This window comes from Pseudomonas sp. RV120224-01b (assembly GCF_003208145.1).
Classification (GTDB): domain Bacteria; phylum Pseudomonadota; class Gammaproteobacteria; order Pseudomonadales; family Pseudomonadaceae; genus Aquipseudomonas; species Aquipseudomonas monteilii.
In genome coordinates, this window is the sequence record NZ_QKMQ01000001.1 from 111,174 (window position 1) to 124,733 (window position 13,560).

Annotated in this window: 12 protein-coding genes; 5 read left to right on the top strand and 7 right to left on the bottom strand. The window is 63.2% G+C overall.

The genetic code is table 11. From position 1 onward, the window contains the following. Window positions 1-42 precede the first annotated feature (42 nt). Window positions 43-234, top strand: a complete 192-nt coding sequence (locus N436_RS00555) for a YhfL family protein (protein WP_003254720.1) — start codon at window positions 43-45, stop codon at window positions 232-234. 88 nt (window positions 235-322) lie between these two features. Here the strand turns inward: N436_RS00555 and N436_RS00560 are convergent, their stop codons facing one another. The 3 genes from N436_RS00560 to N436_RS00570 form a co-directional block, all read right to left on the bottom strand. Continuing rightward, the gene (locus N436_RS00560) at window positions 323-2,752 is read right to left on the bottom strand and encodes a TonB-dependent siderophore receptor (protein WP_110740181.1); all 2,430 of its coding nucleotides are present in this window, start codon (window positions 2,750-2,752) and stop codon (window positions 323-325) included. Window positions 2,753-2,999: 247 nt separating this feature from the next. Beyond that, on the bottom strand, window positions 3,000-3,965 hold the full coding sequence (locus N436_RS00565) for a FecR domain-containing protein (protein ID WP_110740182.1): 966 nt from the start codon (window positions 3,963-3,965) through the stop codon (window positions 3,000-3,002). A gap of 4 nt (window positions 3,966-3,969) precedes the next feature. Further along, complete coding sequence (locus N436_RS00570) at window positions 3,970-4,500, bottom strand: sigma-70 family RNA polymerase sigma factor (protein WP_105945463.1); 531 nt, start codon at window positions 4,498-4,500, stop codon at window positions 3,970-3,972. Between the two features lie 332 nt (window positions 4,501-4,832). On the opposite strand from N436_RS00570, the gene mqo reads away from it, so the two are divergent. The 3 genes from mqo to N436_RS00585 all read left to right on the top strand — a co-directional run bounded on the left by mqo (window position 4,833) and on the right by N436_RS00585 (window position 7,894). Continuing rightward, window positions 4,833-6,470, top strand: coding sequence for a malate dehydrogenase (quinone) (gene mqo, locus N436_RS00575; RefSeq protein WP_110740183.1), 1,638 nt, complete (start codon window positions 4,833-4,835; stop codon window positions 6,468-6,470). 162 nt (window positions 6,471-6,632) lie between these two features. Next, window positions 6,633-7,271 (top strand): hypothetical protein, encoded by a 639-nt coding sequence (locus N436_RS00580; RefSeq protein WP_110740184.1) that lies wholly within the window; start codon window positions 6,633-6,635, stop codon window positions 7,269-7,271. Beyond that, window positions 7,271-7,894: a metalloregulator ArsR/SmtB family transcription factor gene (locus N436_RS00585; protein ID WP_110740185.1), complete on the top strand. Its 624-nt coding sequence runs from the start codon at window positions 7,271-7,273 to the stop codon at window positions 7,892-7,894. The genes N436_RS00580 and N436_RS00585 overlap by 1 nt, the downstream gene beginning before the upstream one ends. Window positions 7,895-8,042: 148 nt before the next feature. Here the strand turns inward: N436_RS00585 and N436_RS00590 are convergent, their stop codons facing one another. Further along, entirely contained in the window at window positions 8,043-8,342 is a 300-nt protein-coding gene (locus N436_RS00590; RefSeq protein WP_110740186.1) for a helix-turn-helix transcriptional regulator, read from the bottom strand. Between the two features lie 84 nt (window positions 8,343-8,426). Here N436_RS00590 and xenA point away from each other — a divergent pair, with 84 nt between their 5' ends. Continuing rightward, window positions 8,427-9,518, top strand: coding sequence for a xenobiotic reductase XenA (gene xenA, locus N436_RS00595; RefSeq protein ID WP_110740187.1), 1,092 nt, complete (start codon window positions 8,427-8,429; stop codon window positions 9,516-9,518). A 32-nt stretch (window positions 9,519-9,550) separates the two neighbouring features. Here the strand turns inward: xenA and N436_RS00600 are convergent, their stop codons facing one another. From N436_RS00600 to N436_RS00610, 3 genes are all read right to left on the bottom strand, one after another. Continuing rightward, window positions 9,551-10,798 (bottom strand): FAD-binding oxidoreductase, encoded by a 1,248-nt coding sequence (locus tag N436_RS00600; protein ID WP_110740188.1) that lies wholly within the window; start codon window positions 10,796-10,798, stop codon window positions 9,551-9,553. 2 nt (window positions 10,799-10,800) lie between these two features. Continuing rightward, a complete protein-coding gene (locus N436_RS00605) occupies window positions 10,801-12,378 on the bottom strand; it encodes an aldehyde dehydrogenase (NADP(+)) (protein ID WP_110740189.1) in 1,578 nt (525 codons plus the stop codon). A gap of 200 nt (window positions 12,379-12,578) precedes the next feature. Further along, a complete protein-coding gene (locus N436_RS00610; RefSeq protein WP_110740190.1) occupies window positions 12,579-13,526 on the bottom strand; it encodes a dihydrodipicolinate synthase family protein in 948 nt (315 codons plus the stop codon). Window positions 13,527-13,560: the final 34 nt, after the last annotated feature.

A 13,560-nucleotide genomic window follows, 5' to 3' on the forward strand; every position in this document is an offset into this window, starting at 1 on the left:
ATCAGACGATGGTCGAAGATGATTCATTTAAAGGACTTAGTAATGAAAAAGCTGTTCAAGGCCACCGTAGCCGTTGCTGTAGTTTCGGGTGTTGCCCTGCTGTCGGGTTGCACTGGCCAGGTTTACAACCAGCCGAAAAACTGCACCTACGACTACCTGTTCCACCCTTCGGTTTCCATCTCCAAGATCATCGGTGGCTGCGGCCCGATCGATAAACTGCCTCAGCAGCAGTAATCTTGGCGGTACCCTGATCGCGACGCTTGCGGCGTGATCCAAGGCCCCCGGTCATGTACATGGCCGGGGGTTTTTGTTGGTGGGCCACTTACCAGCGCAGCGACACTGTTCCCAGCAGGGTGCGCTCTTCACCCCAGTAGCAACGACCGGCGTTGTTGCAGCCTGCCACATACTCTTTGTCGAACAGGTTGCGGGCATTGACCTCGACCGACCAGTTCTCGTCGATGTCATAGCCGACCTTGGCATCCACCAGCGTGACATCGCCGGTATCCAGCTTGCCGTACAGGCTTGCCGGGGTGTAAGCGAAGGTGCTGTCGAAGTGGCGCACGCCGCCGCCGATCTGCAGGCCTTTGAGCAGGCCGTCCCGGAAGCGGTAAGTGCTCCATATCGATGCCTGGTTGCGTGGCACGCCGGTCATCTGGTGGTCTTCATACAGCGACCCGGCAAAATCCTTGGTAATGCGCGAATCGGTGTAGGTATACGCGGCAGTAACGTTGAGGTTTTCGCTCAGGTCGCTGTTCAACTCAAGCTCTAATCCCTTGGCTCGGCTGGCGCCGATCTGGCGGTAGTCGCCGGACTCGTAGATCACGTCGTCCTTCTTGCGCAGGTCGTACACCGACGCGGTGAAGGCGGTATTCCACCCTTTGGGTTCGTACTTGATACCCACCTCGTACTGCTCGCTGGTGGTCGGGTCCAGCGGGCCGTTCTTGCTTTCGGTTTGCTGCGTCGGGGCAAAGGCGGTGGAGTAGCTGAAGTATGGCGACAGGCCGTTTTCGAACTGGTACATCACCCCGGTCTGCCAGGTGAACTTGCTGTCCCAGCTGTCCATGTCGACTGGCGGGTTGCCGACCTTGTTGCGGAACTGACTGTTGACCCGGTCCAGGCGCCCACCCAGCAGCAATACCCAGTTGTCGACCTTGGTTTGCAGCTGGCTGTAAAGCCCGTACATGGTCTGTTCAAGCAGGGCGTTCTGCACATGCACGGGCGTGCTTGGCTTGCCGTTCCACACCGGGTCGAACACGTTGATGGTGCCACCGTTGCCCGCGTCCCAGTCCTGGTTGAACGAGGTGCGGTCCAGGCTTGCCCCCATCAGGAAGGTGTGGTCGAACGCACCTTGGGTGAAGTGGCCCTCGAACTGGTTGTCCAGCGAGTAGGCGATGGACTTGTTGTAGCGGTCGTAGGCCGTGTTGCTCAGGGTGGTACCGAAGCCGCCGTTATTCAGGCTGCCTGGCCACATTTCCTGGCGGTCGATACGCGATTGCATGTAGCGCGAGTTCTGGCGGAACTGCCAGGTGTCGTTGAAACGGTGGCTGAACTCGTAGCCCAGGCTCCAGGTTTCGCGTTCGAAGTTGTCCCAGTCCGGGTTGCCGGACAACTGGTCCTTGTCGATCTTGCCGTTGGGGTTGTGCAGCAGGGTACCGGCGGCCGGGTAACCAAGCTCCATCAAGGTGCGGTCGCGCTGGTAGGTGGCCAGCACCGTCAGGCTGTTGAAATCGTCGAAGTTCAGGGTCAAGGACGGCGCAAGGTAAAGGCGATCATCAGGTTGATGGTCAACCTGGGTATCGGACTTGCGGCCCATCATCACCAGCCGGCCAAGCACATTGCCCTCATCGGTGAGCGGGCCGGACACATCCACGCCCAACTGGCGGCGGTTATGCGAGCCGTAGCTCAGTTGCACTTCGCCGCGCGCTTCGGCAGTAGGCCGCTTGCTGACCAGGTTGACCACGCCACCGGGGGCGTTTTCGCCATACAGGATCGACGTCGGGCCACGGAATACTTCTACCCGCTCCAGGCCGTAAGGTTCACTGCTGGTGTCGTAGCGGTTGCCCTGCACCCGCAGGCCATCGCGCAACAGGCCGTAGCCATAGTCAGTGGCGTTGAAGCCACGGATGAAGAACAGATCACCCGCCTGGCCATCACCGCCAGCAAAGGGCGGGGAGAAAATGCCTGGGACGTAGCCCAGCACCTCGGTGAGGGTTTGCGATTGCTGGTCGTCCATGCGTTGGCGGGTGACTACCGAAACCGAGCGCGGGGTGTCAGCCAGGGCGCTGCTGGTCTTGCTGGCGGTGGCGCTGGATACCGCGCGGTAGCCGCTATCGCCCTGGCCGTTGCTGGCGAGCAGGGCTGCGGCGTTGATCGAGGTGGCGTCCAGTTGCAGCGCCGTGCCATCGGCAAGGGGTTGCAGCACGTAGCCGGCGCTACCTTGCGGCACGGCTTGCAGGCCGCTGCCTTGCAGCAGCCGGGCCAGGCCTTGGGCGACGCTGTAGCGGCCTTGCAGCCCAGGGCTGGTCTTGCCGGCGGCCAGTTCGTTACTGCCGGCCAGGTAGATGCCGGCCTGGCTGCTGAACTGGTTGAGTGCGCTGGTGAGCGAGCCGGGGGCGATGTTGAAGCTGGCTTCGGCGCTGGCCGCCTGTTCGGCGTGGGCCAGGCTTGCTGACAAAATCAGCGGTGTGGCGGCACACAGTGAAAGCGGGGCGGCAAGCGCCAGGCGAAGCGCGGGGTGGAAGGGCGTCGGCATGCGGGTCTCTGGAGTCGGTAAGGTGAGTTGGACGGGCTATGCCGGGTTAACCGATCGAGATTGGAAAAAGGGAACTGGCTTGGCATTAATTTTCATAACTGATGAACACCGCGTCGCCTGCTTCGCGGGCTCGCCCGCTCCCACAGGTACTGCGCCGGCTTCGAGTTCACGCTGTCTCTGTGGGAGCGGGCATGCCCGCGAAGAATCCAGCGCGGTGCAAGGCGTTGGTTTCAAAGGTGTTCAGGTATCAAGCCGGCTCAACTGTGACCCACCACGGCGTCAGCCGCTGCACCCGCACTGGCAGTGCCGCTTGCAGCAATTCCAGCGCACGATCGGTATCGTTGAGCGGAAACGCCCCCATCACTGACAAATTCGCCACCTCCGGGTGCCAGCCCAGATGCCCATGGCGATAGCGCCCGAGCGTTTGCAGCAAATGCGCCAAGGGCATGTCTTCGGCATTCAGGCGGTGGTGAATCCACGACTCACCTGCGCTTTGTGCCGGGCGGGTGCTGCCGATACCTTCGGCACTGAAGTCCACCTGCTGGCCAGCCTGCACGATGCAGCGCTCACCGCTGAGCGCGGTGCACACCTCCACGGCGCCTGCATACACGTCCAGCCGGGTGTTCTCGCCCTGCTGGCACACCGCAAAGCGGGTTCCCAGCGCCTGCATGCGCCCTTGCGCGGTGTCGACGAAGAAGGGGCGACGCGGGTCGTGGGCGGTTTCCACCAGCAGTTCGCCAAAACGCAGTTTCAGTACCCGGCTGAAGGTGGAGAACTCCATGTCCACGGCACTCTGTGCGCCCAGCCACAGCTGGCTGCCATCGGCCAGGCGCGTCTCGCGGATTTCCCCAATGCCCGTGGCCATATCGGCGCCCAAACCCGACAAGGGGGCACCATGCCAGGCCCGCCAGCCCAGTAGCGAGCTGGCACCCAGCACCAGCAGCGACTTGAGCCCGGTGCGCCGTCTGAAGCGGTGTGCGTCGTGCTCACGCAGTGCCCGGCCCGCCGCCGCACCTTCGCCCAGCAAGGGGGTAAAACGCTGGCCGACACGCTGCACATAGTGCCAGGCCGCCTGATGGTCACTGTGCTGGCCCAGCCAATGTTGCCACTGTGCGCGTAGGTGAGGGCTGACGTTATCGTCCTGCAACTGCACATACCACTGCGCGGCTTGTTGCAGGCTGGCATGGCTGAGCTTTTGTGCGGATGAGGTCATGGCGTCACTCCACCAGCAACCCGTCGAGCTCGGCTTCAAGAATGGCGCAATGCAGAAACGCCTGGGCCAGGTACTTCTTGATCATGCGTTCGCTCACGCCGATATGCGCGGCAATATCGCGGTAGGCCAGGCCATCGATCTGCGCCAGCAGGAATGCCTGGCGCACCTTGCCGGGCAAACGCAGCAACATCGCGTCCACCTCGTGCAGGGTTTCGACAATGATTGCGCGCTGTTCGGGGGAGGGCTGCAATGCCTCGGGCTGCAAGGCCAGCTGCTGCAACCAGGCCTGTTCCAGCTTCTGCCGCCGCCAGTGGTCCACGCACAGGCCGCGGGCGATGGTGGCCAGGTACGAGCGCTCGCCGCGTTCACCGTCGAACTGCCTCGGGCGGTTGAGGATGCGCACGAACGTGTCCTGCACCAGGTCGGCAGCATCGCAACGGCTGCCCAGCCGACGGTACAGAAAACCCAGCAACCAGCGTGAATGGCTGTGGTACAGGGTATGGAGCGAGGTGTTCAACTCTGGGATCGAAACCACGGCGGCATCCGGCGCGAGCGCATACTGGTGTAAATGAGAAGTGATCGCGATAGTAGGGGTGCCAGAAAAATACTGCAATCGTCGTAATGCTTGCTGTTATCCCCTGGGACAACCCGTCACCTTGACGCGAGGGCGGGCAATTTGTTTGTGCTGGCATTTCATATACAATCAGAAAAACGATTCAGCGTTGTCGGTCAATTCGACAAAAGGCCGGGTCGTTTTCTGGTTCTCTGGCTGCTGAACAATGATCAACAACAAGCCTGCGCTGAAGAACACGCTTTACCTGGGCCAGCCACAGGCCCGCCCTCTGTTCTCCTGACTGGAATTGATCAATGTTCAAGAAAGCTGGCAAGACCTTGCTGGGTCTGGCTGTCGCTGCAAGCTTCATGCAAGCGCACGCCGCAGAAACCAAGAAAGTAGACGTGCTGCTGGTCGGCGGCGGCATCATGAGCTCCACCCTGGCCGTGTGGCTGCATGAGCTGGAGCCAAGCTGGTCGATGGAAATGGTCGAGCGCCTGGACGGCGTGGCCGAAGAAAGCTCCAACGGCTGGAACAACGCCGGTACCGGCCACTCCGCGCTGGCCGAGCTGAACTACACCCCGGAAGACAAAGACGGCAACGTCAACATCTCCAAGGCCATCGAAATCAACGAAGCCTTCCAGATTTCCCGCCAGTTCTGGTCGTGGCAGGTACGCCAGGGCGTGTTGAAGAACCCACACTCGTTCATCAACACCACCCCGCACATGAGCTTCGTGTGGGGCGATGACAACATCAAGTTCCTTAAGAAACGCTACGACGCGCTGCAGGCCAGCCCGCTGTTCCGCCCGATGCAGTACTCCGAGGACCACGCGCAGATCGCCAAGTGGGTCCCGTTGATGATGGAAGGGCGCGACCCGAACCAGAAGCTGGCCGTGACCTGGACGCCGATCGGCACCGACGTGAACTTCGGCGAGATCACCCGCCAGTTCGTTGGCCACCTGCAAACCCAGAAAGGCTTCGACCTGAAGCTGTCCAGCGAAGTGCAGGACATCTCCCGCAACAAGGACGGCTCCTGGCACGTCGAGTACAAGAACCTGAAGGACGGTACCGAATCGGCCACCGACGCCAAGTTCCTGTTCATCGGTGCCGGCGGCGGCGCACTGAAGCTGCTGCAAAAATCGGGCATTCCTGAAGCCAAGGAATACGCAGGCTTCCCGGTGGGCGGCTCGTTCCTGGTGACCGAGAACCCGACCGTGGCCATGCAGCACATGGCCAAGGCCTACGGCATCGCCTCGACTGGCGCACCACCCATGTCGGTACCGCACCTGGACACCCGCGTGCTGGACGGCAAGCGCGTGATCCTGTTTGGCCCGTTCGCCACCTTCTCGACCAAGTTCCTGAAGAACGGCTCGTACCTGGACCTGCTGAGCAGCACCACCACCCACAACGTGTGGCCGATGACCAAGGTGGGTATCGAGCAGTACCCGCTGGTCGAGTACCTTGCTGGCCAGCTGATGCTGTCGGATGACGACCGCTTCGAAGCCCTGCGCACCTACTTCCCGAACGCCAAGAAAGAAGACTGGCGCCTGTGGCAGGCCGGCCAGCGTGTGCAGATCATCAAGCGTGATGCCGAGAAGGGCGGCGTGCTGAAGCTGGGTACCGAAGTGGTAGCCTCCGAAGACCGCACCATCGCTGGCCTGCTGGGTGCATCGCCAGGCGCCTCGACGGCTGCACCGATCATGCTGAACGTGCTGGAAACCGTGTTCAAGGAGAAGGTCGCTACCCCTGAGTGGCAGGCCAAGATCAAGGAAATCGTGCCAAGCTACGGCACCAAGCTGAACGATTCGGCGGCGGCCACCCAGAAAGAGTGGAACTACACCGCTGAAGTGCTGCAACTGGAGAAACCGCCGGTGATCGACGCCAGCGTCGACTTCGGTGGCGATGTGAGCAAGCCGGTTGAGAGCAAGCCGGAGAACGACATGGCGCTGTAACTGGCCATTGTTGTGACAGGAAAGCCACGGGGGAGACCTCGTGGCTTTTTTGTTGCCGGCGTAGGAGAACCACTGATCGGAAACCCGATGAGAGACCAATAAAAACATATTTTGATGCTTAAATTAATCTTGTCAGTCGATCCCCTCCAGGAGGGTGCCGTCATGAACATCAAGATTGCCGCCTTACTGCTGCTTGCCCTGTGCGCCCAGCCGGCATGGAGCCAGAGCTACGCAACCCCGCCCCCCGCCGCCGAACCGGCAGAATCCGCTGCATTGACCACGCGCATGGCCCTGCGCGACCTGTGGGTCGAGCACATTTTCTGGGTTCGCAACTATGCCGTAGCCAACCAGGCCGGCAACGCCAAACAAGCTGAAGTCGCCGCCAATGAAGTGGTCAGCGACGCTACCCGCATCGCCAACAGCATCGCGCCGCTGTACGGCCAGCCCGCTGCTGACCAGTTGTTGAAACTGCTGGCCGGCCACTGGGGCGCGATCAAGCACTACAGCGATGCCACTGTGGCCAAGGACAAGAAGGGTCAACAAGCCGCCGTCGATGAGCTGACCCGCAATGCCAAGGCCATCGCCGCGTTCCTGGCCAAGGCCAACCCGAACCTGCCCGAACCGACTCTGCTGACGTTGCTCAGCGCCCATGGCGGCCACCATGTGGCGCAGATCGATCAGCTGGCGGCCGGTGACTACGCGACCGAGGCGCGCACATGGGGCATGATGCGTGAGCATATCCTGACCTTGTCGGATGCCCTGGCCGCAGCGTTGGTCAAACAATTCCCGGACAAGTTCTGATGCTTGAAGGCCTGGGCCGTACCCAACAGGACCTGCTCCACGCGTTGCTGCACCAGCCAGCCGGCATGAGCATCGACGACCTGGCGCAGGCCCTGGCCATCACCCGCACGGCCGTGCGCCAGCACCTGGCCGCGCTGGAGCGTGATGGCCTGGTCAAGCGCGGCGCTACTCGGCCTACCGGGCGTCGGCCGGAACAGCTGCACGAGCTGACCGATCTCGCCCGCGAACAGTTTCCCCGCCAGTACCCCTTGCTGGCCAACCTGCTGATTGGTGAAGTGGCTGGTTTGCTTGGGCCGGAAGCACTGCAGGCGCTGATGCGCCAACTGGGGCGCAGGCTGGCGGCGGATCTGGAGCACGAGGTAGTGGATCAAGCGCGCATCGTCGATCACATGAACACTGCCGGGTATGAGGCGCAGGTGTTCTTTCGCTCGTCAGGTGAGCCCGAGATCGTCGCGCACAATTGCGTGTTTCATCATTTGGCCAAGGCGCATCCGGTGGTCTGCGAGCTGGACCTGGCGCTGATCGGGGCCTTGGGTGGGGCTGAAGTCAGCCATGAGGAATGCATGCTCAGGGGAGGGCAGGTGTGCCGGTTTGCGCTGGCCCGTACAAAACCGGCAGGCTGACACGGCCTTTGTGGGAGCGGCCTTGTGTCGCGAAAGGGGCGCGTAGCGGCCCCAGATTTCAGCTTCGCCACACAAATTGCCGGGGTCGCTTTGCGACCCTTTCGCGACACAAGGCCGCTCCCACAGGGACTGCGCACGGCGCGAAAAGTCAGACTTGCCGCAGGATGCACTCCAGCAACCCGGGAAACCGCTCACCCAGCATTTCGCTACGCAGCGAATTCATATGGGTTGTCCCCACATTGCGGGTATGCACCAACCCCGCATCGCGCAACACACGGAAGTGGTGGGACATGCTCGACTTCGGCCGCCCGCCATCCAGCTCGCCGCAACTGGCTTCGGTAACCCCGGCCAGGTGACGGACGATTTCCAGGCGCACAGGGTCGCTCAGCGCATAGAGCAGGCGTTCAAGGATCAGGTCTTCAGCGGTGGGGTGTTTGTAGGCTCGCATGGCTCACATGATAACGGGGGTTTCATTAATTGCCATAGTTCGATTATGATCGAACAACAGTATTCAGATGAACCGGAGTTTCCCATGTCCGCACTGTTCGAACCCTACGCCCTCAAGGACGTCACCCTGCGCAACCGCATCGCCATTCCGCCCATGTGCCAGTACATGGCCGAGGATGGCCTGATCAACGACTGGCACCAGGTGCATTACGCCAGCATGGCCCGTGGCGGTGCCGGCCTGCTGGTGGTCGAAGCCACGGCGGTGGCACCGGAAGGGCGCATTACCCCCGGTTGCGCCGGTATCTGGAGCGATGCCCACGCCCAGGCTTTCGTGCCGGTGGTGCAGGCCATCAAGGCGGCCGGTTCGGTGCCGGGCATCCAGATTGCGCACGCCGGCCGCAAGGCCAGCGCCAACCGCCCGTGGGAGGGGGACGACCACATTGGTGCTGATGACGCACGTGGCTGGGAAACCATCGCCCCGTCCGCCATTGCCTTTGGCGCGCACCTGCCAAACGTGCCGCGCGCAATGACCCTGGACGACATCGCCCGGGTCAAGCAGGACTTCGTCGATGCCGCCCGCCGTGCGCGTGATGCCGGCTTTGAGTGGATCGAACTGCACTTTGCCCACGGCTATCTGGGCCAGAGCTTCTTCTCCGAGCACGCCAACAAGCGTACCGATGCCTACGGCGGCAGCTTCGACAACCGCAGCCGTTTCCTGCTGGAAACCCTGGCTGCAGTGCGTGAAGTGTGGCCGGAGAACCTGCCGTTGACCGCGCGTTTTGGTGTGCTGGAGTACGATGGCCGCGATGAGCAGACCCTGGAAGAGTCGATCGAGTTGGCGCGCCGCTTCAAGGCCGGTGGCCTGGACCTGCTGAGCGTGAGCGTCGGTTTCACCATCCCTGAAACCAACATTCCGTGGGGACCGGCATTCATGGGGCCGATTGCCGAACGTGTGCGCCGTGAGGCGAAGCTGCCGGTGACTTCGGCGTGGGGCTTTGGTACGCCGCAACTGGCTGAGGCCGCGTTGCAGGCCAACCAGCTGGACCTGGTGTCGGTAGGGCGTGCGCATTTGGCTGATCCGCACTGGGCGTACTTTGCGGCCAAAGAGCTGGGAGTGGAGAAAGCTTCCTGGACCTTGCCAGCCCCATATGCGCATTGGCTTGAGCGTTATCGCTGAGGCTTAGAGGGGCCGCACAGCGGCCCCCGAATCTAAAACCGATCTAGCCGGTAGGCCCCCATCTCAGGCCCACTGGCCTGCTCAGCCAACCTTCCCACCCACTCCGCCGTCACCGCTGCCTGGGTCAGCCCCAAATGCTGATGCCCAAACGCCAACAGCACCCGCCCGTCACACACCCTGTCGATCACCGGCAACGAGTCTGGCAACGAAGGCCTGAAGCCCATCCACGGCGTAGCCCCTTCGGCACTCAAGTCTTGCCGGAACAACCCCTTGCTCAAATGGTGCAACTGCCAGGCGCGCTGCATGCTCGGCGGTGCCTCCAGCCCGGCGAATTCCACCGTGCCGGCCAGGCGCAAGCCGTCGGCCATGGGCGTCATGATGAACTTGCGTTCCAGCGAAGTGACTGCAAACGGCAGGCGCTGATGTTCGCTCGGCAGCATCAGGTGGTAACCGCGCTCCGTGTCCAGCGGCACCCTTTTGCCCGTCAGTGCGGCGGTCAGTTTCGCAGAGTGCGCACCACAGCTGATCAGCACTTGACGGGAATTGAACGTGCCATGGTTGCTGACCAGGGTGACCCCGCCACTGTGCAACCGGCCACCCTCGACCTGCGCCTGGGCAAACCGTACGCCACTGGCTTTGGCCGCTTCGAACAGCTCGCACACCACCCTGTATGGATCGATGAAATGACCGGTCTTGGGAAAGAACAGCCCGCCCAGCAATGACGGGTTCAACTGAGGTGCCGCTTCGTGGACGGCCTCGGCCGACCAGAAGTCCACCGGCACCGCCTGCTGTTGCATGCGTGCGCGCAAGGCCTCCAGCGCCTGGCGTGATTCAGGCTTCTCGAACACCAGCAGTGAGCCATCTTCCTGGAACAGCTCGCTGCACCCGATTGAGCCCAGTAGGCGCTGCCAGGCACCCAGGCTGCCTTCGTTCAGTGTGCGGATGCCGGTCACGCTGCGCTGGAACGGTGCCGGGCGCAGATTGAGCAGCAGGCGGGTGAACCAGGGCATGGCCCTGGGCAGGTACTTCCAGTCCAGGCGCAGGGGGCCCATCGGGTCCAGCAGCATGCGCGGCAGGCGCTTGAGGATGGACAGGTCGGCAATCGGGAACACCTGCTCGGTCGCCAGGTGCCCGGCATTGCCATAGGATGCGCCCTGGCCGGGCGCCTGACGGTCGACCAGCAGCACTCGGCGGCCCTGACGGGCCAGTTGCAGGGCGCAAGCGACGCCGACAATGCCGGCGCCAACCACCGCGATATCGGTTTCAGCGGTTTCGAGCATGCTCAGCCTTCCCGTTTACCGTCAAGCAGGCGCCGCAGTTGCAGCGGGTTACCGTGCTGCAACGCCGACGGCAGCAAGGCTTCGGGGAAGTCCTGGTAGCACACCGGTCGCAGGAAGCGCAGGATCGCCGCCGTGCCCACCGAGGTGGTGCGGGCATCGGAGGTGGCCGGGAACGGTCCGCCGTGGACCATCGCATCGCACACCTCGACGCCGGTCGGCCAGCCATTGACCAGAATGCGCCCGGCCTTGCGTTCAAGGGTTGGCAGCAGGGCGCGGGCGCTGGCGATGTCGGCATCGTCCAGTTGCAACGTAGCAGTCAACTGGCCTTCCAGATGCTCGGCCACCTGGCGTACCTGTTCATCGCTCGCGCAGGCCACGACCAACGATGCAGCACCGAACACTTCGGCCTGCAACGCCGGGTCTGCCAGGAAAGCTTCGGCCTGTGTCACGAACAGCTGTGCCTGGCATTGGTTGGGGCCTTGCCCGGCCTGGCCACTGGCTGCCGCCTCGGCATTGGCGTTTTCCGCCAGGGCACCGACACCGGCCTGGTAAGCACTGAAGATGCCCGGGGTGAGCATGGTCTGCGCGGCGGCCTGTTGTACGTGTTCGCTGGCGGCAGCGATGAAGCGCTGCAACGCGGGCCCTTGCCGGGCGATCACCAGGCCGGGGTTGGTGCAGAACTGGCCAGCACCTTGGGTCAACGACGTAACGAAGCCTTGCGCCAGCGATTCGGCGCGGGCCTCTAGAGCGCCCTTGAAGAGGAATACCGGGTTGATCGAGCTCATTTCGGCGTACACCGGGATCGGCTCCGGGCGTGCCTGAGCGGCCTGGCACAGTGCGACACCACCGCTGCGCGAGCCGGTAAAACCTACTGCCTTGATACGCGGGTCGCTGACCAGGGCGATGCCCACTTCTCGGCCAGAGCCGTACAACAGCGAGAACACGCCGGCCGACAAACCGCACAGCTTCACCGCTTGCGCCACGGCCTGGCCGACCAGTTCGCTGGTGCCAGGGTGGGCGCTGTGGGCCTTGACCACCACCGGGCAGCCAGCGGCCAATGCCGACGCGGTGTCGCCACCGGCCACCGAAAATGCCAGCGGAAAATTGCTGGCGCCGAACACGGCCACCGGCCCCAGGGCCACCTGGCGCTGACGCAGGTCGGCGCGGGGCAGGGGCTGGCGTTCGGGCTGGGCATTGTCGACCCGCACATCCAGCCATTCACCGGCCCGTACCACCCGGGCGAAGGTGCGCAACTGGGTGCAGGTGCGGCCACGTTCGCCCTGGATGCGCGCTTTGGGCAGGCCGGTTTCGGCCATGGCGCGGTCGATCAGGGCATCGCCGAGGGCTTCGATCTGCGCGGCGATGGCTTCGAGAAATTGTGCCCGTTGTTCGAGCGAGGTTTCGCGGTAGGCGTCGAATGCCGCCCAGGCCAGGGCGCAGGCCTGGGCCACGTGTTCGCCGGTGCCGCCGAGGTAGGCCGGCTCCAGCGTTTGGCCTGTAGCCGGGTTGATGGCGCGGATGGCTTCGCGGCTGCCGGTTACCGGCGTCTGGCCGATCAGCAGGTTGCCTGTGAGGGGCATGTAGCCTCCTTGGAATCAAATACGGGTATCAAGGGAAACCGCAGCCCCTGTAGGAGCGGCCTTGCCGGGGCGCCGGACCGGTCGGAATGGGCTGCGAAGCAGCCCCAGCAATTTGTGCATTTGCGCGGAAATCCCGGGGCTGCTTCGCAGCCCATTCGCGACACAAGGCCGCTCCTACAAGAGTCCGCGCAGGACTAAAGTCAGGCGACGTTCTGCTCAGCCGACCAGTTGGCATACCAGCTACGGAACAGCGCGTACTGCTGCTCGGCATAGTTGCGCTGGGCATCGGTCAGCACGTCGGTCTCGTTGAAGTGCAGGCTGTACTCGCTGTCACCGTTCAGCACCATCAGGTGCTTGTAGTACAGCACCAGGTCGCAACCCTCATCGAACGACGACAGCACCGCCAGTGCCGCCTCCAGTTCACGCGCCAGGCGGCGGGCCTTCGCATCGCCCTTGGCCGCCTGCTTGCTCAGGCTTACCAGGTGCAGCACTTCACGCGGCAGGGCGTTGCCGATGCCGGTGATGGCACCGGTGGCGTTGCAGTTGACGAAGCCGTGCACCACCTGGGTATCCACGCCGACCATCAGGGTCACATCGTCGTCCTTGGAGGTGATGTGCTCGGCGGCGTAGCGCAGGTCGGCGCCACCGCCGAATTCCTTGAAGCCGATCAGGTTGGAGAATTCGCGGCGCAGTTCGAAGAACAGGTCGGCGCGGGTGGCGAAGCCGTAGTAGGGGCTGTTGTAGATGACTGCCGGCAGCTTCGGCGCGGCAGCCAGGATGGCCGAGAAGTGGTGTTTCTGGGCGATCAGCGAGGCACCACGGCTAAGCACGCGGGGGATGACCATAAGGCCGGCGGCACCGACCTTGGCGGCATGGGCAGCGTGGGAAACCGCTTCGCGGGTGTTCACCGCACCCGTGCCGACAATGGTCGGAATGCCGGCGGCCACCAGGCGCGCCACGCCTTCCTGGCGCTCGGCTTCGGTCAGCAGCGGCCAGTCACCCATCGAGCCGCAGTACACCACGGCGCTCATGCCGGCCTCGATCAGCTCTCGGCCCTTGCGCACCAGGGCGTCGAAGTCCGGCTTGCGCTCGGCGGTGCATGGGGTCATCAGGGCGGGCATGGTGCCGGTGAAGATGTTGTCAGTCATTGTTGTCACTCCTCGCAATGTTCAGTCGGAAAAA

Bases quoted from the DNA above. Each gene is read 5' to 3' on its own strand.
- N436_RS00555 (WP_003254720.1), top strand. From the start codon at position 43: ATGAAAAAGCTGTTCAAGGCCACCGTAGCCGTTGCTGTAGTTTCGGGT.
- N436_RS00560 (WP_110740181.1), bottom strand. From the start codon at position 2,752: ATGCCGACGCCCTTCCACCCCGCGCTTCGCCTGGCGCTTGCCGCCCCG.
- N436_RS00565 (WP_110740182.1), bottom strand. From the start codon at position 3,965: ATGACCTCATCCGCACAAAAGCTCAGCCATGCCAGCCTGCAACAAGCC.
- mqo (WP_110740183.1), top strand. From the start codon at position 4,833: ATGTTCAAGAAAGCTGGCAAGACCTTGCTGGGTCTGGCTGTCGCTGCA.
- N436_RS00580 (WP_110740184.1), top strand. From the start codon at position 6,633: ATGAACATCAAGATTGCCGCCTTACTGCTGCTTGCCCTGTGCGCCCAG.
- N436_RS00585 (WP_110740185.1), top strand. From the start codon at position 7,271: ATGCTTGAAGGCCTGGGCCGTACCCAACAGGACCTGCTCCACGCGTTG.
- N436_RS00590 (WP_110740186.1), bottom strand. From the start codon at position 8,342: ATGCGAGCCTACAAACACCCCACCGCTGAAGACCTGATCCTTGAACGC.
- xenA (WP_110740187.1), top strand. From the start codon at position 8,427: ATGTCCGCACTGTTCGAACCCTACGCCCTCAAGGACGTCACCCTGCGC.
- N436_RS00600 (WP_110740188.1), bottom strand. From the start codon at position 10,798: ATGCTCGAAACCGCTGAAACCGATATCGCGGTGGTTGGCGCCGGCATT.
- N436_RS00605 (WP_110740189.1), bottom strand. From the start codon at position 12,378: ATGCCCCTCACAGGCAACCTGCTGATCGGCCAGACGCCGGTAACCGGC.
- N436_RS00610 (WP_110740190.1), bottom strand. From the start codon at position 13,526: ATGACTGACAACATCTTCACCGGCACCATGCCCGCCCTGATGACCCCA.